This is a genomic window from Kumtagia ephedrae, from assembly GCF_003012745.1.
Lineage (GTDB): Bacteria > Pseudomonadota > Alphaproteobacteria > Rhizobiales > Rhizobiaceae > Kumtagia > Kumtagia ephedrae.
This window is the reverse complement of sequence record NZ_PXYK01000016.1, coordinates 69397-90182: the sequence shown is the minus strand read 5'-3', so window position 1 is coordinate 90182 and position 20786 is coordinate 69397. Positions and strand designations below refer to the sequence as shown.

The 20786-nt window shown below is 66.8% G+C and carries 25 protein-coding genes and 1 other RNA gene; 19 read left to right on the top strand and 7 right to left on the bottom strand.

The window, feature by feature from the left end; all coding sequences use genetic code 11:
• Positions 1-281: 281 nt before the first annotated feature.
• Complete coding sequence (gene ispG / locus C7I84_RS17135; protein ID WP_106773425.1) at positions 282-1535, top strand: flavodoxin-dependent (E)-4-hydroxy-3-methylbut-2-enyl-diphosphate synthase; 1254 nt, start codon at positions 282-284, stop codon at positions 1533-1535.
• 251 nt (positions 1536-1786) lie between these two features.
• Positions 1787-2620 carry a lytic transglycosylase domain-containing protein gene (locus C7I84_RS17130; protein WP_245428476.1) on the top strand — a complete coding sequence of 278 codons (834 nt, stop codon included), beginning with the start codon at positions 1787-1789 and terminating at the stop codon, positions 2618-2620.
• Positions 2621-2638: 18 nt separating this feature from the next.
• On the opposite strand, the gene C7I84_RS17125 is transcribed toward C7I84_RS17130, so the two are convergent.
• Positions 2639-4969, bottom strand: a complete 2331-nt coding sequence (locus C7I84_RS17125) for a response regulator (RefSeq protein ID WP_106773486.1) — start codon at positions 4967-4969, stop codon at positions 2639-2641.
• Positions 4970-5112: 143 nt separating this feature from the next.
• Here C7I84_RS17125 and C7I84_RS29725 point away from each other — a divergent pair, with 143 nt between their 5' ends.
• Entirely contained in the window at positions 5113-5379 is a 267-nt protein-coding gene (locus C7I84_RS29725; RefSeq protein ID WP_133170109.1) for a hypothetical protein, read from the top strand.
• A 7-nt stretch (positions 5380-5386) separates the two neighbouring features.
• Here the strand turns inward: C7I84_RS29725 and C7I84_RS17120 are convergent, their stop codons facing one another.
• On the bottom strand, positions 5387-6322 hold the full coding sequence (locus tag C7I84_RS17120) for a polyprenyl synthetase family protein (protein ID WP_245428475.1): 936 nt from the start codon (positions 6320-6322) through the stop codon (positions 5387-5389).
• 114 nt (positions 6323-6436) lie between these two features.
• Here C7I84_RS17120 and C7I84_RS17115 point away from each other — a divergent pair, with 114 nt between their 5' ends.
• From C7I84_RS17115 to C7I84_RS17100, 4 genes are all read left to right on the top strand, one after another.
• The gene (locus tag C7I84_RS17115; protein WP_245428479.1) at positions 6437-7183 is read left to right on the top strand and encodes a biosynthetic peptidoglycan transglycosylase; all 747 of its coding nucleotides are present in this window, start codon (positions 6437-6439) and stop codon (positions 7181-7183) included.
• Positions 7184-7325: 142 nt separating this feature from the next.
• Entirely contained in the window at positions 7326-7508 is a 183-nt protein-coding gene (gene rpmF / locus C7I84_RS17110; protein WP_006203806.1) for a 50S ribosomal protein L32, read from the top strand.
• A 138-nt stretch (positions 7509-7646) separates the two neighbouring features.
• Positions 7647-8051: a hypothetical protein gene (locus C7I84_RS17105; RefSeq protein ID WP_106773424.1), complete on the top strand. Its 405-nt coding sequence runs from the start codon at positions 7647-7649 to the stop codon at positions 8049-8051.
• Positions 8052-8065: 14 nt separating this feature from the next.
• On the top strand, positions 8066-8401 hold the full coding sequence (locus C7I84_RS17100; protein WP_106773423.1) for a hypothetical protein: 336 nt from the start codon (positions 8066-8068) through the stop codon (positions 8399-8401).
• A gap of 3 nt (positions 8402-8404) precedes the next feature.
• Here C7I84_RS17100 and C7I84_RS17095 read toward each other — a convergent pair whose 3' ends face one another.
• From C7I84_RS17095 to C7I84_RS17085, 3 genes are all read right to left on the bottom strand, one after another.
• The gene (locus tag C7I84_RS17095) at positions 8405-9205 is read right to left on the bottom strand and encodes an MBL fold metallo-hydrolase (protein WP_106773422.1); all 801 of its coding nucleotides are present in this window, start codon (positions 9203-9205) and stop codon (positions 8405-8407) included.
• 49 nt (positions 9206-9254) lie between these two features.
• The gene (msrB, locus tag C7I84_RS17090) at positions 9255-9665 is read right to left on the bottom strand and encodes a peptide-methionine (R)-S-oxide reductase MsrB (protein WP_106773483.1); all 411 of its coding nucleotides are present in this window, start codon (positions 9663-9665) and stop codon (positions 9255-9257) included.
• A gap of 337 nt (positions 9666-10002) precedes the next feature.
• The gene (locus C7I84_RS17085) at positions 10003-11193 is read right to left on the bottom strand and encodes a vWA domain-containing protein (protein WP_106773421.1); all 1191 of its coding nucleotides are present in this window, start codon (positions 11191-11193) and stop codon (positions 10003-10005) included.
• Positions 11194-11249: 56 nt separating this feature from the next.
• On the opposite strand from C7I84_RS17085, the gene C7I84_RS31050 reads away from it, so the two are divergent.
• Both C7I84_RS31050 and C7I84_RS17075 read left to right on the top strand, forming a co-directional pair.
• A complete protein-coding gene (locus tag C7I84_RS31050; protein WP_425351355.1) occupies positions 11250-11522 on the top strand; it encodes a FitA-like ribbon-helix-helix domain-containing protein in 273 nt (90 codons plus the stop codon).
• Positions 11519-11947: a type II toxin-antitoxin system VapC family toxin gene (locus C7I84_RS17075; protein WP_106773419.1), complete on the top strand. Its 429-nt coding sequence runs from the start codon at positions 11519-11521 to the stop codon at positions 11945-11947. The genes C7I84_RS31050 and C7I84_RS17075 overlap by 4 nt, the downstream gene beginning before the upstream one ends.
• A gap of 15 nt (positions 11948-11962) precedes the next feature.
• Here the strand turns inward: C7I84_RS17075 and C7I84_RS17070 are convergent, their stop codons facing one another.
• Positions 11963-12406 carry a GNAT family N-acetyltransferase gene (locus C7I84_RS17070; protein WP_106773418.1) on the bottom strand — a complete coding sequence of 148 codons (444 nt, stop codon included), beginning with the start codon at positions 12404-12406 and terminating at the stop codon, positions 11963-11965.
• Between the two features lie 161 nt (positions 12407-12567).
• Positions 12568-13407: an AAA family ATPase gene (locus tag C7I84_RS17065; RefSeq protein ID WP_106773482.1), complete on the bottom strand. Its 840-nt coding sequence runs from the start codon at positions 13405-13407 to the stop codon at positions 12568-12570.
• Between the two features lie 114 nt (positions 13408-13521).
• Between C7I84_RS17065 and ssrS the strand changes: the two genes are divergently transcribed.
• The 10 genes from ssrS to C7I84_RS17015 all read left to right on the top strand — a co-directional run bounded on the left by ssrS (position 13522) and on the right by C7I84_RS17015 (position 20769).
• Positions 13522-13678: non-coding RNA, 6S RNA (gene ssrS, locus C7I84_RS17060), on the top strand.
• 76 nt (positions 13679-13754) lie between these two features.
• Positions 13755-14360, top strand: coding sequence for a 5-formyltetrahydrofolate cyclo-ligase (locus tag C7I84_RS17055; RefSeq protein ID WP_106773417.1), 606 nt, complete (start codon positions 13755-13757; stop codon positions 14358-14360).
• Between the two features lie 47 nt (positions 14361-14407).
• Positions 14408-14698 (top strand): type II toxin-antitoxin system RelE/ParE family toxin, encoded by a 291-nt coding sequence (locus C7I84_RS17050; protein WP_106773416.1) that lies wholly within the window; start codon positions 14408-14410, stop codon positions 14696-14698.
• 9 nt (positions 14699-14707) lie between these two features.
• Positions 14708-15037 carry a HigA family addiction module antitoxin gene (locus C7I84_RS17045; RefSeq protein WP_106773415.1) on the top strand — a complete coding sequence of 110 codons (330 nt, stop codon included), beginning with the start codon at positions 14708-14710 and terminating at the stop codon, positions 15035-15037.
• 125 nt (positions 15038-15162) lie between these two features.
• On the top strand, positions 15163-15993 hold the full coding sequence (locus C7I84_RS17040; protein WP_106773414.1) for a TIGR00282 family metallophosphoesterase: 831 nt from the start codon (positions 15163-15165) through the stop codon (positions 15991-15993).
• Positions 15994-16077: 84 nt separating this feature from the next.
• Complete coding sequence (locus C7I84_RS17035) at positions 16078-16842, top strand: TerC family protein (RefSeq protein WP_106773413.1); 765 nt, start codon at positions 16078-16080, stop codon at positions 16840-16842.
• A complete protein-coding gene (locus tag C7I84_RS17030; protein WP_165816108.1) occupies positions 16832-17245 on the top strand; it encodes an META domain-containing protein in 414 nt (137 codons plus the stop codon). Before C7I84_RS17035 ends, C7I84_RS17030 begins: the two co-directional genes overlap by 11 nt.
• A gap of 305 nt (positions 17246-17550) precedes the next feature.
• Positions 17551-18063, top strand: a complete 513-nt coding sequence (locus C7I84_RS17025; RefSeq protein ID WP_106773411.1) for a hypothetical protein — start codon at positions 17551-17553, stop codon at positions 18061-18063.
• A 162-nt stretch (positions 18064-18225) separates the two neighbouring features.
• On the top strand, positions 18226-19710 hold the full coding sequence (locus tag C7I84_RS17020; protein ID WP_106773410.1) for a carboxypeptidase M32: 1485 nt from the start codon (positions 18226-18228) through the stop codon (positions 19708-19710).
• Positions 19711-19749: 39 nt separating this feature from the next.
• Positions 19750-20769, top strand: a complete 1020-nt coding sequence (locus C7I84_RS17015) for a 2-dehydropantoate 2-reductase (protein WP_106773409.1) — start codon at positions 19750-19752, stop codon at positions 20767-20769.
• Positions 20770-20786: the final 17 nt, after the last annotated feature.

Here is a 20786-nt window from a genome sequence, read left to right as displayed (position 1 = left end):
CGGCGTCCGGCGAAGGCGGTCGCACGTCTCGTCGATTGCCACGAGCCGGCTCGCCGCGATGCTGGGCGACAACCCCACCCGGCGGCTTAAGCCATGATCGCCACCTCGTATCCGTTTCCGGCGCTGCGGCCTGGAATCGCGGTTTTCGAACGCAACCATGCCGCTAAGCGCCGCCCATCGCACACCCCCCGACGTACCGTGCGGCACCCCACGCCATTGACAAGGCGGCCGGCATCCGCCACCTCATGGCCGGTTCCATCTTCCCACGAGGCGCCCGGGCCATGACCGGATATCAATCCTCTCCCCTGCCGCGGAGGCGTTCCGTCGGCGTGGACGTGGGCGGCGTGACGGTCGGCGGCGGCGCCCCCGTGGTGGTGCAGTCGATGACCAACACCGACACGGCCGATGTCGACGGCACCGTCGCGCAGGTCGCCGCGCTCGCCAAGGCGGGCTCGGAGATCGTGCGCATCACCGTCGACCGCGACGAGAGCGCGGCCGCCGTACCGCGCATCCGCGAGCGGCTGGAGCGGCTCGGCCTCGACGTGCCGCTGGTCGGCGACTTCCACTATATCGGCCACAAGCTGCTGGCCGACCATCCGGCCTGCGCCGAGGCGCTGGCGAAATACCGCATCAACCCCGGCAATGTCGGCTTCAAGGAGAAGAAGGACAGGCAGTTCGGCGCCATCGTCGAGACGGCGATCCGCTACGGCAAGCCGGTGCGCATCGGCGTCAACTGGGGCTCGCTCGACCAGGAGCTGCTGACGGCGCTGATGGACGAGAACCAGGCGGCCGGCGCGCCGCTGACCGCCGACGAGGTGACGCGCGAGGCGATCGTGCGCTCGGCGCTGCTGTCGGCGCAAGCCGCGGAGGAGATCGGCCTGCCGCGCGACAGGATCATCCTGTCGGCCAAGGTGAGCCGCGTGCAGGATCTGGTCGCGGTCTATACCGCGCTCGCCGGGCGCAGCGATCACGCGCTGCATCTCGGCCTGACCGAGGCCGGCATGGGCTCGAAGGGCATCGTCGCCTCGTCCGCCGCCATGGGCATCCTCTTGCAGCAGGGCATCGGCGACACCATCCGCGTCTCGCTGACGCCCGAGCCGAACGGCGACCGCACCCGCGAGGTCCAGGTGGCGCAGGAGCTGCTGCAGACCATGGGATTCCGCCAGTTCGTGCCCGTGGTGGCCGCCTGCCCCGGCTGCGGCCGAACCACCTCGACGGTGTTCCAGGAGCTGGCGCAAAACATCCAGGCCGATTTGCGCAGGAACATGCCTCTGTGGCGCGACAAATATCCCGGCGTCGAGGAGCTCAAGGTCGCCGTCATGGGCTGCATCGTCAACGGCCCGGGCGAATCCAAGCATGCCGACATCGGCATCTCGCTGCCCGGCACCGGCGAGACGCCGTCGGCGCCGGTGTTCATCGACGGCCGCAAGGCGGCGACGCTACGCGGCGCCGACATCGCCGCCGAGTTCGAGAAGATGGTCGCCGACTATATCGAGGCCCGCTTCGGACAGGGCGGCAGGCAGGCCGCGGAGTAGCCGTGCTGCGGCGGGCCGTCTTGTCCGTCGTGTCGATGCTTGGGCGCGATCTTTGCCCTCCGGCGCCCTACTTGGGCCCCCTCTGTCCTGCCGGACATCTCCCCCACAAGGGGGGAGATTGGCTGCCCGCTTCGGTTTCGCCAATCGCTAGCGGTGCAGAAGAAGCCGCACCGCCGAAGCTGCCCATCTTCCCCCTTGTGGGGGAGATGTCCGGTAGGACAGGGGGGGGTGCGACGAGGCCAGGCAAAGGATTGGCATCGTGTGCGGCTGCCCTCCTTCTCTCCTGCACCCCCGCCCTCGCCGACCCGCCGAAGTCGCGCATCGTCACCACCGCCCGCATCTGCGACCTGATCGACCTGCATGCCCGCTCGAACGGCCTGCCCAGCGACTTCTTCGCCCGGCTGATCTGGAAGGAAAGCCGCTTCGATCCGAACGCCGTCAGCCCGGTCGGCGCCGAGGGCATCGCCCAGTTCATGCCGGGAACAGCGAAGATGCGCGGGCTGGCCGATTCCTTCGACATCGCGCAGGCGCTGCCCGCCTCGGCGCGCTATCTGGCCGAGCTGAAGCGCGGCTTCGGCAATCTCGGTCTGGCGGCCGCCGCCTACAATGCCGGCGAGACCCGCGTGTCGCGCTGGCTCGCCTCGGGCGGCTTCCTGCCGCTCGAGACCGAGGAGTACGTGCTCGACATCATGGGCGAGCCGGCCGACAACTTCACCGCGCGCGACTATGCCGGCACGGTGCGGCCGCTTGACCCCAAACTGCCGTTCGGCGAAGCCTGCCGCCAAATGCGAACCATCTATGCCCGGACGATCGCCATGGCGACGATCGTGACGAAACCGTGGGGCATCCAGGTGGCCGGCAATTTCCGCCGCGCCGCTGCGATCCGGCAGTGGCAGCGGATCTCGGCTCGGTTCAAGTCCGTGCTGAAGGGCGCCGACCCGGTGGTCAGCCGGGTGCGCAGCCCGCGCGGGCGGCGCGGCATCTATGCCGTGCGCATCGGCGCCGACAGTCGCGCGGCGGCCGACCGCATCTGCGCGACGCTGCGGTCGGCAGGCGGCGCCTGCGTGGTGCTGCGCAACCGGTGAAGAGCGGCCTCGCCGGCGTTAGGCCGTCCTGACCATAGCCGTCTCGCCGAGCCATGTGCCGATCTTGGCGCCGAGACGGTCGGGCGACACCGGCTTCGGCAGGTAGTCGTCCATGCCGGCGTCGAGGCATTTTTCGCGGTCGCCCTTGAGCGCATGGGCGGTGACGCCGATGATCGGGATGCGGGTGCCCGAGGCGGCCTCGATCTCGCGGATGGCGCGGCAGGCCTGGTAGCCGTTCATCTCCGGCATGGAGACGTCCATGAGGATGAGTTTCGGGTTGAGCGAGCGATACATCTCGACCGCCGTGCGGCCGTTGCCGGCGATGCGGTAGGTCAGGCCGAGGCCGCTGAGAATCTGGCCGAAGACGAGCTGGTTCACCTCGTTGTCCTCCGCCACCAGAATGTCGACGGGGACGGCCGGAGAAGCCGTCGGCAGCTCCTGGGCCGGACTTGCGGCGCGCAGCACGGTGAAGGCAGCGGCTTCGCGCCGCGGCTGCGGGGGCGCCTCGCGCACGAACTGTGCCGGCACCCCGTCGCGCATCCGCGCCTTCTGGATGGTCGCCACAAGCGTGCCGAGTAATTGCGCCGAGCGCGCCGGCTTGGTGAGGTGCGCGGCGATGCCGTACTCGACGATCAGCCTGGCATAATCGATCTGGTCGACCGAGGTCAGCAGCACGACCGGAATCATCGCCAGCCGCGGGTCGGCGCTGATGGCGCGCGCCACGTCGCTGCCGCTCATGCCCGGCATCTGGTAGTCGAGAATGATGCAGTCGACGGAGGCGCCGAGCTTCATGGCGCGATCGAGGAAGGCGAGGCCGATCGCGCCGCTCTCCGCCGCGGCGCAGTCGAACCCCCAGCTGCGCAGCTGCTCGACCAGGATATCGCGGTTGACCGGGTTGTCGTCGATGACCAGGACGCGCGCGCCGGTGATGTCGACGGGGACGGGATCGGCCGCGATGCCGGCCTCGTGGACGGGCAGCGACACCGTGAACCAGAACACCGAGCCGCGTCCGATCTCGCTCTCGACGCCGATGCGGCCGCCCATCAGGTCGACGAGGCGGGCGGCAATGGCCAGGCCGAGCCCGGTGCCTTCGTGGCGGCGGGTCGACGAGCCGTCGACCTGGGCAAATTTCTCGAACACGCCCTGCAGCTTCTCGGCCGGAATGCCGATGCCGGTGTCCTCGACGCGCAGCCTCATCTGCACGGTGCCGCCGACCACGTCGCCGGAGACGTCGACCAGCACATGGCCGCGCTCGGTGAACTTCACCGCGTTGCCGACGAGATTGGTGACGATCTGGCGGAAGCGGCCGGCATCGCCGACGACATGCGTCGGCAGGCGCGGATCGACGCGCACGATCAGCTCGAGGTTCTTCTCCGCCACCCGGCTCGAGACGAGCGTCGCCACGTCCTCCACCGCCTCCGCGATGGCGAAGGGGGCGGGATCGAGCGTCAGCTGCCCGGCATTGATCTTGGAGAAGTCGAGGATGTCATTGATGATGGTGATCAGCGCATTGCCGGACTTTACGATGACGTCGGTGAAGGTCTTCTGCCGCGGTGTGAGATCGGTCCTCGCCAGCAGCTCGGCCATGCCGAGCACACCGTTCATCGGCGTGCGGATCTCATGGCTCATATTGGCAAGGAATTCGGACTTGGCGCGGTCGGCGGCTTCGGCGAGCTCCAGCGAGCGGGCCGATTCGGCGAAGGCGCGGCGGATGGCGTTCTCCATCGGCCGAAATATCCAGAGCGCCACGAAGGCGAGCACGCCCAGCATCAGCAGGCTCGAATAGACGAGCAGCCGGTCGGCATGCGCCGCGACGGTGCTGCGCTCGGCGTCCAGGGCGGCGCGTGCCCGCGCCAGAAGAGGCTGGGCGAACAGCGCGTTCTGGTTGCGGATCTCGCGCGAGCTCCATTCGTCGAGCTGCTTGGCGCCAGCCAGCAGACCGAGATTGCGCACCATGTCGCGCGCCGACCAGAACAGGTCCCCGTTGACCGCGGCCGAGTCGATCTCGCGGGCGACGCCAGGGGAGAAGTCCGGCCGAACGCCGTCGAGTTCCGTGTCGAGAACGTCGATGGCGACGGCCAGCCGCGACGCATGGCCGGCGGCGGCGGCGGTCAGGTCGGCCCGCGTCTGCTCCCGCCAGGCGGTGCTCGCGCCTTCGGCGAAGGCGGCGGCGCTGTTCAGGTCGCGCGCCAGCACGGCAAGGTCGAGCCCCAGCCGGTCGACGTCGCGTCGGTAGTCGTTGAGGCTGTCGAGCAGGATCATGATCGCGGCCGTGCTGACGGCGAACAGCACCAGCCCCGAGAGATAGCGTGTCCTGATCGATCGCACGAATGTCGCGTAGCCCGGCACGCCCAACCCCGAAATGCTTAAAATGCCCCGGCGTCGATTACGCTTTATTCCCCTTAAGAAACCGTTTCGGGAGGCGGCCTCGGCCCTTTGTCCTTCAAGTCGGATCGGGACTTGCGAGGCTGTGCCGACAGGGCCATTCTGACGTGGACCTTTCGGACGCGGTGCGCCTGGTGGGGCACGCTGGCCTGCTCTGTCGAACGGGAAGAGACCAGGGCGAATGGGACTGGGATCAGAGCGACAGGAAACTGTTTCTTTGGGTGGCGGTTGCAAATTCGGGGCATCGGCGGCTGGTGGCCACGCTCTCGCAGATCGACATGCCGCCGGTCAAAGGCGCGAGTGGCACCGGCGGCATTCAGCCTGGCATGGTGCCGACCACGCAAGCGGTGCCGTTCGACTGGGTGGTCGGCTGATCCCCGTTCAGTTCTCCCGGTCGGCGATGAAGGCGGCGGCGGCGCTGAGCACGGCGGCGCGCTCGCCATAAGGCTCCAGCAGAGCCTGCGCCTGGGCGACCAGCCCGCCAAGCTGCCGGCGCGCCCAATCGGTGCCATGGAGGGCGACCAGCGTCGCCTTGCCGGCCGCGGCATCCTTGCGCGTCGCCTTGCCCATGGCTTCCGCCGTCGCCGTGACATCGAGCAGATCGTCGGCGAGCTGGAAGGCAAGCCCGATCGCCGCACCGAACTCGGACAGCCGCTCGCGGTCGGCCGGGGAGGCGTTGGCGACGATGGCGCCCGCCTCGCAGGCATAGCGGATCAGCGCGCCCGTCTTCATCGTCTGCAGCGTGATGATGCCGGCCTCGTCCGGGGCGGCCTTCTCCGCCTGCAGGTCGAGCGCCTGACCGCCGGCCATGCCGCCCGGCCCGGCGGCGCGGGCCAGCCCGCGCACCAGCTCCAGCTGCCTTGCTGCGGCCGTCGCGGCCTCGCGCGGCGCGGCTGGCGGAACGTCGGAAAGAATGTCGAAGGCCAGCGTCAGCAGGCTGTCCCCGGCCAGGATCGCGGTCGCCTCGTCGAAGGCGCGGTGCACCGTCGGCTGGCCGCGCCGCAGATCGTCGTCGTCCATGGCCGGCAGATCGTCATGGATCAGCGAATAGCAGTGGACGCATTCCAGCGCGGCGGCGACCCGCATGGCGGGCTCGCCGTCGTGGCCGAACAGGGCAGCGCTTTCCAGCACCAGGAACGGGCGCAGGCGCTTGCCGCCGTTGAGCACCCCATGGCGCATGGCGGCAAGCAAGGCGGCCGGCCGGGCGATCTCGCCGTCCGACGCCTTGTCGTCGAGCAGCCGGCTGAGCAGCGCCTCGATCTCGCGGGCGCGGCGGTCGAGACGCTCTTCGAAGGAAAGTGGGGGCGGGATCGTCATGCCGCCCCGTTTAGGCAATATACGGTGGCGGTCAAGCCGGGCGGGCGGCTTCGGGCGTTGCGCTCGCCGCAACTCATCTTTATTCCGGAGGAAGCGAGCGAGGACGGGGTGGGCTTGGACGAGACCGTTCAACCGGAAACCGAGGGATTGGAGCTGGCAGGGAAGGGCACAAGCCGCTCACGCCGCGGCATCGGCTTGTGGCTGCGCCGCATCGCCAAGCTCGCCGTCATCGTCGCGCTGATCCCGGTGGTGCTGACAATTCTCTATTTGCCGTCCTTCGTCCGGCCGGTCTCGACGCTGATGCTTGCCGACCTCGTCACCCTGCAGGGCTACGACCGGCGCTGGGTGCCGCTCGAAGACGTGGCGCCGGTGCTCGTCAACTCGGTGATCATGTCGGAGGACGGCCAGTTCTGCCGTCACCTCGGCATCGATTTCGGCGAGCTGCGCGGCGTGGTCAACGACGCGCTGGCCGGCGAGCCGACACGCGGCGCCTCGACCATCACCATGCAGACGGTGAAGAACCTCTATCTGTGGAACAGCCGCTCGTTCGTCCGCAAGGTGGTGGAACTGCCGCTCGCCGGCTATTTCGACCTGGTCGTGCCGAAACGGCGGATCATGGAGATCTATCTCAACATCGCCGAATGGGGACCGGGCATCTATGGCATCGAGGCGGCCGCGCAGCATCATTTCGGGGTTTCGGCCAAGAATCTCACCGCCCGGCAGGCGGCGCTGCTTACAGCCACCCTGCCCAATCCGGTCATGCGCAATCCGGCCAAGCCGTCGGCCGGGCTGAGACGGGTCGCCAATCTCATCCAGCGCCGCGCCGCCAGGGCCGGCGGCTATGTGGACTGCGTGAGCTGATCCAGCGGCAAAAAAAGCAGCGGGGAAGGCTGGCCAAAGCCGTTCAGCGCGTGTATAGGCTCGCCGGATTTCTCATTCCGGCCCGGAACGCGCGGCTCCCTTTGCCTGAGCAGCCCGGCCCATTGACCGAAGGAATACGTCCATGGCTGTGCCAAAAAGAAAGACCTCGCCGTCCAAGCGCGGCATGCGCCGTTCCGCCGACGCGCTCAAGGCCCCGACCTATGTCGAGGACAAGAATTCCGGCGAGATGCGCCGCCCGCACCACATCGACCTGAAGACCGGCATGTATCGCGGCCGCCAGGTGCTGGAGCCGAAGGAAAGCTGAGGCTTTCTTCCAGGCGAACGTCCGAAGGACCGGCCTCGCGCCGGTCTTTTTGTATTTGAGACCGCCTGACGGCATTCGGACTTGACGGCGGGAGCATGCGGCTCGAAATACCGGCCGTCGATGCCGAGGAGATCCGACATGCTGGGCATGGTCCCGCTGCTCATCATCCCCTTCCTGATCTACAATCTCGGCCTCGCCGGCCTGTTCGGCGGCAGCGGCGCCGACCCGTTCGGCGGAGAGCTCTTTTCGGTCACCATGATGTCGGGCGGGGTCTGGACCATGTCGGCCGGCGACCTGCTGGTCGTCGCCGCGCTGGTGCTGCTGTTCGTCGAGATGATGAAATCGACGCGCAGCACGAACGCCTCGATCATCGACCATCTGCTGTCGACCTTCGTGTTCGTGGCCTTCCTCGTCGAATTCCTGCTGGTGCGCGGTGCCGCCCATCCCGTGTTCTTCACGCTGACGGTGATCGCGCTGATCGACGTGCTTGCCGGCTTCTCCGTGTCGATCCGCTCCGCCGGGCGCGACCTCAACGTCGGATGAGCGGGAGCCGCGAAATGGAAGCGGGCGAGGACATCGGGCACCCGAAAGCCGGGCTAGCCGGATTCTTCGCCGCGCGCTGGCGCGGAAATGTGCCGCTGAAGCGGCTGTTCTGGCGCGACATGGTGGTGATCGGCACTGCGATCAACCTTGCTACCACCGCGGCGTCGCTGGTCCTGCTGGCGGCAGGGCTGCCGCTGCCGGCGGCGCTTGCCGTGCATTTCGCCGCGCTGCCCTACAACCTGTTCCTGACCTTCGCCGTGTGGCGGACCGCCGAGCGGCGGGGCGGCGGCACGGCCTTCGCTTACCAGATGGGCGCGGTTTTCTGGCTGATCGTCGCGACGCTGATCTGATCCTCAATCCGCGATCGCCGCGAGATAGCGCTCGACCGAAGCGGCAAGCGCCGCCCGTCCTTCTCCGAGAACGTTCTGGCCCCACCAGGCGCCGTAAATATCCTTGAACTCGAACCCTGCCAGCGCCGACTCGATGGCCCGCACGGCGCGGGCGTTGAGCGGAATCTGGTTGGGATAGCTGTACATGAAGGAGACGCGCCGTCGCGTCGGCGCGACCTGCAGGATGTCGCCGGAGAGTACCGCGTCGCCGCCGCCGCGCTTCCAGTGCAGGACCTGCCCGCCGGCGAAATGGCCGCCGCAGCGCACCAGCGTCAGCGAGGGATTGAGGGCGAAGCGCTCGCCGCTCCAGAATTTCACCGCCGGGTCGGGGCGCATCACCCATTGCCGGTCCGCCTCGTGGATATGGATCGGCACGCCGCCGAAGGCGCGGCTCCAGTCGATCATCACCGAATAATAGTGCGGGTGCGAGATGGCGATTGCGGAGAGGCCGCCGCGCCGCTCGATCTCCGCCACGGCTTCGTCGGTGACCATGCTGATGCAGTCCCACAGGACGTTGCCGTGCGGCGTCTCGGCCAGCAGGGCGCGCTGGCCGATGGCGAAGCGCGGCTCGATGCCGAAGGCGAGCACGCCGGCGTCCTCGCGGATCGCCAGCCTGTGCTTCTCCGCGACCTCTTCCGCGGTCGTCCAGGCCTGGCCCTCCCAGCGCACCCACTGGCGCTCGTCCTCACAGATCGGGCAATGGGCCGGCGGCGTCTCGCTCTCGGCGAACTGGACGCCGCAGGTCACGCAGATGAAATGGGCCATCGCACCTGTCCTCTGATGGAAATCCGCAGCGGGACGGCCGCGTACCCGCTCAATCCGCTTGCGCCGGCTCGAAATCCAGCGCCACGCCGTTGATGCAGTAGCGCAGATAGGTCGGCGGCGGGCCGTCCTCGAAGACATGGCCGAGATGGCTGCCGCAGCGCGCGCAATGCACCTCGGTGCGCACCATGCCGTAGCTGCGGTCTACCGTCGTCTCCACCGAGCCCGGCACCGGATCGTTGAAGCTCGGCCAGCCGGTGCCGCTCTCGAACTTCAGCTTGGATTCGAACAGCGGCTGGTCGCAGCCGACGCATCGGAAGGTGCCGGCGCGCTTCTCGTGGAGCAGCGCGCAACTGCCGGGACGCTCGGTGCCATGGTTGCGCATGACGGCATACTGCTCTGGGGTGAGCAGCGCGCGCCATTCGGCATCGGTGCGGGTGACGGGATAGGTGGTGGCTTCCATTGCTTCTTCCCGATGTTCGGTTTTGCCCCGATATAGGTTGAAACGGTCGGTATCAAACGCAGCTTCGATGTCCGGCGGCAGGGCGTCTCTCAAACTGCGATAATAACTTTCAAAGATGACATGCAACGCGCCACTGTCCTTGTTCCCTATAAACTCGGCAACGTCCTCGCGCGACTGCCAATGCAGCGGCTGGTGGAAAAAGCGGACGAGTTCACCAAGGGTTTCGAAGGCGTACATCAGATCCCGCAGCGGAACTGAAACGACGCGATCTTCCGGGATCGTGTCGAGCCCGTGTTCGACCTGTTCCTCGACACTCGTATAGCGATCTTTCGGCATTTCAATGCCTCCTCGACAGCTCTTTCGTCGCCGCCTCCAGCCCGGCCAGCGTCAGCGGATACATGCGGTCGGCAAAAACCTCGCGGATCAGACCGACCGAATGCGTGTAACCCCAGTGCTGGCGCGGGACGGGGTTCAGCCAGACCGCGTTCGGCCATTGCGCGAGCACGCGCCCCAGCCAGACGGCGCCGGCCTCCGGATTCCAGTGCTCGACCGAGCCGCCGGCCATGGAAACCTCGTAGGGGCTCATCGAGGCGTCGCCGACGAAGATCACCTTGTAGTCGTGGCCGTATTTGTGCAGCACGTCGAAGGTCGGGATCACCTCCGAGTGGCGCCGCCGGTTGTCCTTCCACACGCCTTCGTAGAGGCAGTTGTGGAAGTAGAAATATTCGAGCTGGCGGAACTCGGCGCGTGCCGCCGAGAACAGCTCCTCGACGATCCTGATGTGCTCGTCCATCGAGCCGCCGACGTCGAAGAACATCAAGAGCTTCACCGCGTTGCGGCGCTCCGGCCGCGTCTTCACGTCGAGGTAACCGTGCTCGGCTGTGGCGTGGATGGTGCCGGGCAGGTCGAGTTCCTCCTCCGCGCCCTCGCGCACCCAGCGGCGCAGCCGCTTCAGCGCCACCTTGATGTTGCGGGTGCCGAGCTCGACGGAATCGTCGAAGTTTTTGAACTCGCGCTTGTCCCACACCTTGACGGCGCGGCGATTGCGGCTTTCGTGCTGGCCGATGCGTACGCCTTCGGGATTGTAGCCATAGGCGCCGAAGGGCGAGGTGCCGGCCGTGCCGATCCATTTCGAGCCGCCCTGGTGTCGGCCCTTCTGCTCCTCCAGCCGCTTCTTCAGCGTCTCCATCAGCTTTTCGAAGCCGCCGAGCGCCTCGACCAGCTTCTTCTCGTCCTCGGTGAGGTGCTTTTCGGCAAGCCGGCGCAGCCACTCCTCGGGAAGCGCCGCGACATCGATCGGCGCCTCGCCGGACACCGCCTCGACGCCCTTGAAGACATGGGCGAAAACCCGGTCGAAGCGGTCGATATGGCGCTCGTCCTTCACCAGCGCCGAACGGGCGAGATAATAAAACCCCTCCACGTCGTAGTCGACCAGCCCCGCCTCCATGCCTTCCAGCAGCGTCAGGTATTCGCGCAGCGAGACGGGAACGCGCGCGGCCTTCAGTTCGAGGAAGAAGGGGAGGAACATGGGACTGTTTTGCGCGGACTCGTTCCCAAAGGCAAGCTGGACAAAATGCTAGCAAAATGCTAGCAATCCCGTATCCAAGCGGAGCATCGGAAATGGCCAGCTTGCATGTGCGAAATGTCGATGACGAGCTTGTCGCGCGCTTGAAGCAGCGCGCCCAGACGCATGGCCGCTCGGCGGAAGCGGAGCACCGCGCCATCCTCCAGCAGGCTCTTTTCGAGGAGCCCGGGCAGGATTTCGATCAGCTTGCGGCGAGGCTGCGCAAGCGGCTTGAGGGGCGTCATCACACGCCTTCCGAAATCCTGCTTCGCGAAAGCCGTGACGAGCGGTGACCCAAACCATCGTCGTCGATGCAAGCGTCGTCGCAAAATGGCTTGTGCCGGAAGAGCATTCGCTCAAGGCTGTTGCGTTGCGAAGCAGTTATAGCTTCGCGGTTCCGGACATCCTCTTCGCTGAAGTGGCGAACATCCTCTGGAAGAAGATGCGGCGCGGCGAACTGACCGAAGCCGATGGCGACGATGCCGTTGGCGCGCTGAGCTTCGCGAAGCTGCAGGTGGAGCGAACGGAACCGCTGGGGCCGGCGGCGCTGCGCCTGTCCAGGCTGCTCGATCATCCCACCTACGACTGCTTCTATCTCTGCCTGGCCGCCAGACTGGATACTATCATGGTGACCGCCGATGAGCGCCTGCTCAGGAAGCTTCGCTCGTCAAGTCAGGCGGAGTGGAGGGATGTCGCCGTCGACCTCCAAGCCGTTTGAAATCTCGAAACCAACCTACAGCAGGTCATACTCGATGAACCCGGTCTTGCGCGCCACCCGGTCATAGAGCTTGCGCGCCGTGTCGTTGGTCTCGTGCGTCATCCAGTAGACGTTGGTGACGCCCCGTTCGGCGGCGGCGTCCTGCACCACCTTGATGAGGGCCGCGCCGACGCCCTTGCCGCGCGTCTCGGCGTCGGTGAACAGGTCCTGCAAATAGCAGTTGCCTTCGAGCGACCAGCAGGAGCGATGGTAGAGGTAATGCACGAGCCCGACCGCCTTGCCGTCCAGCACGGCGATGAAGCCGCGCGGCTCGAACTCGCCCTCGGCGAACAGCCGCCGCCAGGTCGTGGCGTAGACCTCCTCGGAGACGGTGGCCTTGTAGAACTCCAGATAGGCGGTCCACAGCCGACGCCAATCGGCATGATCGGATTGTTGCAGCGGGCGGATGGTGACGCTCATTCTCTTCCCCTCGGGCAGGCCTGGCCTCAACCGTTGAGCCAGTTCGAGGCAGGATGCGGCCGGCGACGACAGGCCGCAACGGTCCACGGCCAGGGGAATGGCTGCGCCTGACCTGCATGTCGCGCAGGGAAGGACCGGCTGAGAGCTATCCGGTCGGGAATCTATCCCTGCCGCCGCGCCATGAACGCCAGCTTCTCGAACAGATGTACGTCCTGCTCGTTCTTGAGCAGCGCGCCATGCAGCTTGGGCAGCATGTTCTTCGGATCGGTGCGCAGGTCCTCGGGCGCCACGTCGTCGGCGACCAGCAGCCGGATCCAGTCGAGCGCCTCGGAGGTCGACGGCTTCTTCTTCAGGCCCGGCACCTCGCGGATCTCGTAGAACCGCGTGAGCGCGGCGCGCACCAGCGCCTGCTTGATCCCGGGATAATGCACGTCGACGATTCTTTGCAGCGTCTCGGCGTCGGGGAAGCGGATGTAGTGGAAGAAGCAGCGGCGCAGGAAGGCGTCGGGCAGTTCCTTCTCGTTGTTGGAAGTGATGATGACGATCGGCCGGTGCTTCGCCGAGATGGTCTCGCCGGTCTCGTAGACGAAGAACTCCATACGGTCGAGTTCCTGCAACAGGTCGTTCGGGAACTCGATATCGGCCTTGTCGATCTCGTCGATCAGGAGCACGACCTTGCGGTCGGCGGCGAAGGCGTCCCACAGCTTGCCGCGCCTGATGTAGTTGTGGATGTCGTTGAAGCGGCCGTCGCCGAGCTGACTGTCGCGCAGCCGGCTGACCGCGTCATATTCGTAAAGGCCCTGCTGCGCCTTGGTCGTGGACTTCACGTTCCATTCGATCAGGTCGAGGCCGAGCGCCGCCGCGACCTGGCGCGCCAGCTCGGTCTTGCCGGTGCCGGGCTCGCCCTTGACCAGCAGCGGCCGCTCCAGCGCAATCGCCGCGTTGACCGCCACCATCAGATCCTTGTCGGCGACGTAAGCCGCCGTGCCTTCGAAGCGCATGAAAACCATCCCGTTCGTCGCGGCGACCGTAAGGAGCGATGCTGCACTGCGCAAGCCGTGCAAATGTGCAAGGCGCCTCTGGCGGGCGCCGCACCGCCGGCTTATATTCGCTGCGACGGTCTGGGCTTCGCGGCAGGAGAGACATTTCCCCGGGGCCTTATCGATCTCGAAGGGAGCTGTCCCTGGCCGGGCCCGTGGGCTCGGACAAACGGCGCCCACCTACTTTGTAGGTTCCCGGGATCGACTTCTCCACCGGTTGCCTGGATCGTCGCTTCACCTCTTCCTGCCGCATTTCCGGCAACTCCCGCCCGACCGCATCGTCTATCGTGACGCGCAAAGAGGCCACGATGACGGATACGCCGAAAAGCCTGAAGAAGCTGCTGCGCCAGGAGGCGCTAGCGCGCCGCGACGCGCTCGATCCGGTATGGCGCATCGAGGCGGCACTTGCCATGGCCGAGACGGCGCGCCGGCATATCGAGACCGGGCCGCAGGACATCGTCTCGGGCTTCTGGCCGATGCGGTCCGAGGTCGACGTGCGGCCCATCCTGTTCGCGCTGCGCGAAGGTGGCGCCCGCCTCTGCCTGCCGGCCATCCTCGACAGGACCACGATCGTGTTCCGCGAGCTGGTGCGCGGCGCCGCGCTCATCGACATGGGTTTCGGCACGTCCGGCCCGGGGCCCGAAGCGGAAGTGCTGGACCCGTCGATCATGCTGGTGCCGCTCGCCGCCTTCGACGCGCGCGGCCACCGCATCGGCTATGGCGCCGGCTACTACGACCGCGCCATCGCAAGGCTCCAGGACATGGGCCGCTCGCCGCGGCTCGTCGGCATCGCCTTCGACTGCCAGGAGGTGCCGCAGGTGCCGGACGAGACCCACGACGTGATCATCCCGGAGATTTTGACGGAGAGCGGGTTGAGGCGGTTCGAAACGGCGAACGGCAGCCGTATCCCGTAAAGGCACACTTTACAGGATGGCCCGGAAAATTCTACATTCGAGATCCGATGCGGATTCGATCTGTTAGGCACAAAGGCTTGCGCCGGCTGATTTTGGATGACGATGCGAGCGGGCTCCCTGCGCAATTCGTCGGCAAGATTCGTAACATCATCGCCTTCCTGCAGGACATGGAGCGAGAGACCGAACTTCTCGGGGTGCCTACGTGGAAAGCGCATCAACTCACCGGCGACCGCAAAGGGACTTGGAGCCTTTTTGTCACGAAGAACTGGCGGATGACTTTCCGTATCGATCCGGCCGGAATCGAGATCGTCGATCTCGACTATGAAGACTATCACTGAGGCGCGACAATGAACGAGACGACCACTTTCCGCCTGAAGAATCCACCACATCCGGGCAGCTTCGTGCGTGCCGAAATCATGGAGCCGGCCGACCTATCCGTGACAGTTGCGGCGGAAGCGCTTGGCGTGACACGCCCGGCGCTTTCGTCCTTTCTCAACGGGCGCTCGGCACTCTCCCCCGAGATGGCGCTCCGCCTGGAAAAGGCCTTCGGCGTCAGCATGGATACGCTTATGCGCATGCAAAATAGCTACGACATCGCCCAGGCTCGCAAGCGAGAGGGGGAAATCGACGTCGCGCCCTACCAGCCCAGGACACGGCCGCCCCGCGCTGCAACGTGATCCGACGGCGCCACCCCCTATATTAAAGCGCCCGAACTAGCGACGCCTGCTCATACCGGCTATCTGGAAGACCATATAAACACACGCTTCAGACCGCCCGAGCGGCGGCAGCGATCGGATTGACGATGAGACTCCTCTTTCTTGGCGACATGGTCGGGCGGTCCGGCCGCACCGCGGTGTGGGACAGGCTGCCGGGCCTGATCTCCGACCTCAAGCTCGACTTCGTCATCGTCAACGGCGAGAACGCCGCCGGCGGCTTCGGCATCACCGAGGAGATTTTTCGGGAGACGATCGCAGCGGGTGCCGATGTGGTGACCACCGGCAACCATGTCTGGGACCAGCGCGAGGCGCTCGAGTTCGCGCCGCGCCAGGAGCGCTTCCTGCGCCCGGCCAATTTCCCGAAGGGCACGCCGGGACGCGGCTCCGGCGTCTATCTCGCCCGCAATGGCGCGCGCGTGCTGGTCTCCAACATCATGGGCCGGGTGTTCATGCATCCGGAGCTCGACGACCCCTTCCAGGCGGCCGAGCGCGAGCTCGCCGCCTGCCCGCTCGGCGAGCAGGCCGACGCGGTGGTGATCGACTTCCATGCCGAGGCGACCTCGGAGAAGATGTGCTTCGCGCATTTCGTCGACGGCCGAGCCAGCCTGGTCGTCGGCACGCACACGCACCAGCCGACGGCGGACCACCAGATCCTCAACGGCGGCACCGGCTACCTGACCGATGCCGGCATGTGCGGCGACTACGATTCCTCGCTCGGCATGGACAAGGAGGAGCCGCTGAACCGCTTCCTCTCCAAGGTTCCGAAGGGCCGCTTCGAGGCGGCGGGCGGACCGGCGACGATCTGCGGCGTCGGCGTCGACATCTCCGACCGCACCGGGTTGGCCGAGCGCATCGCGCCGCTCAGGCTCGGGCCGCGGCTCGAAGAAACCGTTCCGGTATTCTGGCATGCCCGTTGACGCGCGCCAGGACCTCTCATACCTCTGTCGCGATTTCTCATTACAGCTCAGCCCATTGCCCACTGACGGATTGACGAGAGGCCAATGACCGACTTCCTTGCGATGCATTTCGAGTGGGTGGCCAATCCCACGGCATGGGTGGCGCTGTTGACCCTGGTGGTGCTGGAGGTCGTCCTCGGCATCGACAACCTGATCTTCATCTCGATCCTCACCAACAAGCTGCCCGAGCATCAGCGGGTGCCGGCGCGCAGGCTGGGCATCGGGGCGGCGCTGATCATGCGGCTGGTACTGCTGGCCACCATCTCCTTCATCGTCCAGTTGACGCAGCCGGTCTTCACCCTGTTCGGCCACGGCTTCTCGTGGCGCGACCTGATCCTGATCGCTGGCGGCCTGTTCCTGGTGTGGAAAGCGACCAAGGAAATCCACCACACCGTCGATCCCGACGACCACAAGGACGAGATGCTCGGCAAGACCGTGCAGTTCACCCTCGGCGGCGCCATCTTCCAGATCCTGCTGCTCGACCTGGTGTTTTCGATCGACTCCATCATCACCGCCGTCGGCATGACCGACGAGATCGCCATCATGTACATCGCCGTCATCGTCGCGGTCACGGTGATGCTGCTGGCGGCCACCCCCCTCGCCAATTTCATCGAGAAGAACCCGACCATCGTCATGCTGGCGCTCGGCTTCCTGCTGATGATCGGCATGACGCTGATCGCCGACGGCATGGGCTACCACGTGCCGAAAGGCTACATCTATGCCGCCATGGGCTTCTCGGCTCTGGTCGAGGGCCTCAACATGCTGGCGCGGCGCAGAAAGCGCAGCGGGGAGACGCGGCATGATCCGTAGCGGTATGGTGGCTGCGTTGCTGGCCGTCACCTTGACGATGGGAGCGCCCGCCATGGCCGACTCCCCGCCGGCAGGCCCTTACGGAGCATGGGCGGTCGAGGAGATCGGCGGCCAGCCGGTCGCTGCCGGGTCACGGGTGACGATCGACCTCGGCGCCGACGGCCGGGCGACCGGAACCGGCGGTTGCAACCGCTTCAGCGGTTCGGCGAAGATCGACGACGGCGCGATCGCATTCGGGCCGATGGCCTCGACCAAGATGATGTGCGCCCCGGACGTTTCCGATCAGGAAGCGAAATTCTTCCACGCCCTCGAACAGGTGCGAAACTGGACATGGGACGGCCCCGGGCTCGTCCTGCTCGACGCCGCCGGCAAGACCGTCCTGCGGCTCGGCGCCGCCTCCTGACCGCTTCCGGGGTTCCGGCGAGCACCTGTGGGAGGCGCGGGCATGGACGCAATCCGGTTGTAACTGCGCCGCCGGCGACGCCGTTCAAGCCCTTCGAAAAATTATCATTTTGTAATTTGCCGATGGCAAGCCGGCGGGCGTAGCGTCGCGCCTGCGGCTGGGAACTGCCGGCGATGCCTGGTTCTCCCGATCGCCACGGACGACACCTCCCGCGCCGTGGCCGAGGGAGACGCATCGCGACGCGACAGGACCGGACAGCCGTTCCGCGAAGACGTGTCTTCGCGCCTGCACAAGGAGACGCATCCATGCGTTCCTTCACCCTAAAGGCAGCCCTTGCTGCAATCCTCGTCTCAACCTCGCTCGCCGGTGCCTACGCGGCCAACCGCGATCACGACCACGATCGTGGCCTGGGCTCGCACCGGTCGCATGAATTCCAGCCGCCGGATCAGGCCGACGACAGCGGCTATTTCGACCACATGACCATGGGTCCGCCCCCGATACCGTCGGTCTCGCCGCCCGTCGCCGCCACGCATATGGTGGCCACGCAGGTCGTCAGGGCGCCGGAATACCGACCGCGGCTCGAGCGCGTCGTCAACGAGCTCGGAACGGCCAACTCCCGGATACGGGTCGATCGCGATCGCGGCACGCTGACGCGCGCCGAGTACCGCGATCTGGCGGCTCGCGCGCATGACATCCGCAGGGATGCCATCCGTACGGCCGACAACCACCACGGCGCCCTGCCCAGGGCGCGCTACATCGTCCTGCAGGATCGGATCGCGCGGCTCGACAGCGCGATCCATCACGATGCCATGAGCTGAGCCCGCGTCTACGCGGACCCGATCGCAAATCGGCCGCCGGCACCCGCCGGCGGCCGATTTGCCGTTGCGGCCGGTTCCGGTAAAGACGGCTCTGACTTCCGGCCGGGGCTTGCGGACAAGACGCGGTTCGTGTCCCCTCGCTTCCAGCATTGAGGAGTGTCCATGTCCTTCGCAAAACTCGACGAGATCGGCCGCAAGCTGGAGGCGCTGGAGCATGCGCTGGCGATCCTCGGCGCCGACGAGGCCACCCACATGGCGCCGGGTGGCGGCGAGAAGCGCGCCGAGGCGTTGGCCGCGCTCGCCGGCATGTACCACCGCCAGGCGATCGCCCCGGAGATCGCCGACTGGATCGCCGCGGCGGAACAGGAGGTGCTGAACGAGAACCAGGCGGCGGCGCTGGGCGAATTCCGCCGCCAATACACCAACATGACGTGCCTGCCCCCGGAATTCGTCGAGCGGCAGACCGGGGCGCGGCTGCGCTGCGAGCAGCTTTGGCGCGATTTGCGCGCCAAGAACGACTGGGGCGGCTTCCTCCCGGCGCTGTCCGGCATCGTCGAGCTGGTGCGCGAAGAGGCGGCGCTGCGCGCCGACGCTCTCGGCCTTGAGCCTTATGACGCGCTGATGGAACAATATGATCCCGGCAATCGGGTAGCGGAAATCGCTCCGATCTTCACCGAACTGAAGGCTTTTCTCCGCGATTTCGTCCCGCAGGCGCTCGCGGTGCAGCAAAAACGCCTGGAAAAAACGCCGCGGCGGGAGCTTTCCGGCACTTATCCGGTCGACAAGCAGCGCGAACTCGGCCTCGCCATGATGACGGCGGTGGGCTTCGACCTCACCCACGGCAGCCTGTCGGTCTCGCATCATCCCTTCTGCGGTGGCGTGCCGACGGATGTGCGCATCACCACGCGCTACAAGACGTCCGACTTCCTGTCGGCACTGATGGGCGTGCTGCATGAGACCGGCCACGCCCTCTACGAGCAGAACCTGCCCAAGGAGTGGTCGCACTGGCCGCTCGGCAAGGCGCGCGGCATGGCCGTGCACGAGAGCCAGAGCCTGTTCGTGGAGATGCAGCTCGCCCGCAATCCCGCCTTCTGGCGCTGGGCGCTGCCTTTCGTCGAGCGTCATCTCGGCGAAAGCTGGAGCATCGACGATATCCTTGCCCATGTGCTGCATGTCGAGCGCGGGCTGATCCGCGTCGAGGCCGACGAGGTCACCTATCCGCTGCACGTCATCCTGCGCTTCGAACTGGAGCAGGAGCTTGTCGCCGGGCGTCTCGAGGCCGCCGACATACCGGATGCCTGGGACGCCAAGATGCGCGACTATCTCGGCCTGTCGACCGCCGGCAATTTCCAGGACGGGCCGATGCAGGACGTGCACTGGCCGGCAGGGGCCTTCGGCTATTTCCCTTCCTACACGCTGGGCGCCATGATGGCGGCGCAGCAGGCGGCGGCGCTGCGGCGCGAGCACCAAGCCTTCGACGACGATATCGCGCAAGGCCGCTTCGAGGCGATCAACAACTGGCGGCGGCAGAGAATCTGGTCGCAGGGTTCGCGCTGGTCGACGCCGGAACTGCTGGAGCGGGCGACCGGCGAGCGGCTGAACGCGGCCCATTTCATCGATCACCTGAAAACCCGCTACGGCGGATGATGCATCGGCGGCCGGCGTAGCGCCGAGAGGAGGCAGCGCATGCAGACCCCGCCCCTGATCTGCATCTTCGGCGCCGGCAGCATCGGCTGCTATGTCGGCGGCCGGCTGGCGGCGGCGGGCGCAAGAGTGCGCTTCATCGGCCGCGAACGCTTCGGCGCGGCGATCGCGGCCGGCGGGTTGCGCCTAGCCGATCATCATGGCGCCGATTTTTGGCTGGAGCCGGGCGTGGTCGACTATCGCACCGATCCGGAGGCCCTTGCGGAGGCAGACCTCGTGCTGGTCACCGTCAAGGCCGGCGACACGGGCGACGCGGCTGCCGGGCTGGCAGAGCATGCACCCCCGCAGGCGATCGTGATCAGCTTCCAGAACGGCATCGGCAATGAGGAGATCCTGCGCGCGGCACTCCCCGGTCGGACGGTGCTCGCCGGCATGGTGCCTTTCAACGTGGTGCAGCTTCCGGGTCCGACCTTCAAGCAGGCGACGCAGGGCGCGCTCGACGTCGAGGACAATGCCGCCTTGACACCCTTCCTGCCGACCTTCGCCAAGGCCGGACTGCCGCTCGCCCGGCATGCCGCGTTCCGGCCGGTGCAATGGGGCAAGCTGCTGCTCAACCTCAACAACGCCGTCAGCGGCCTGTCCGGTCTGACGTTGCGCGAAGAGCTGTCGCAGCGCGCCTACCGGCGGTGTCTTGCCATGGCGCAGCGCGAGGCGCTGGCGGCGATGAAGGCCGACGGCATCCGCCCGGCAAGACTGACCGCGCTGCCGCCGGGCCTCGTGCCCTGGCTTCTCGGCCTGCCCGACTGGCTGTTCCTGCGGCTCGCCGGCAGCGTGCTGGAGGTCGATCCGGCCGCCCGCTCCTCGATGATCGACGCGCTGGACGCCGGCCGCAGGACGGATGTCGACTGGCTGAACGGCGAGGTCATCCGCCTGGCCGACCGGCACGGCATGCACGCACCGGTCAATCGCCGGCTGGTGGAGCTGGTACACGAGGCCGAGAGCGGCCAGCGCCGGCACTGGAGCGGACCGGAGCTGCTGAAGGAATTGCGTTCCGCCCGATAGCCGGTAGGCTGCGCCGG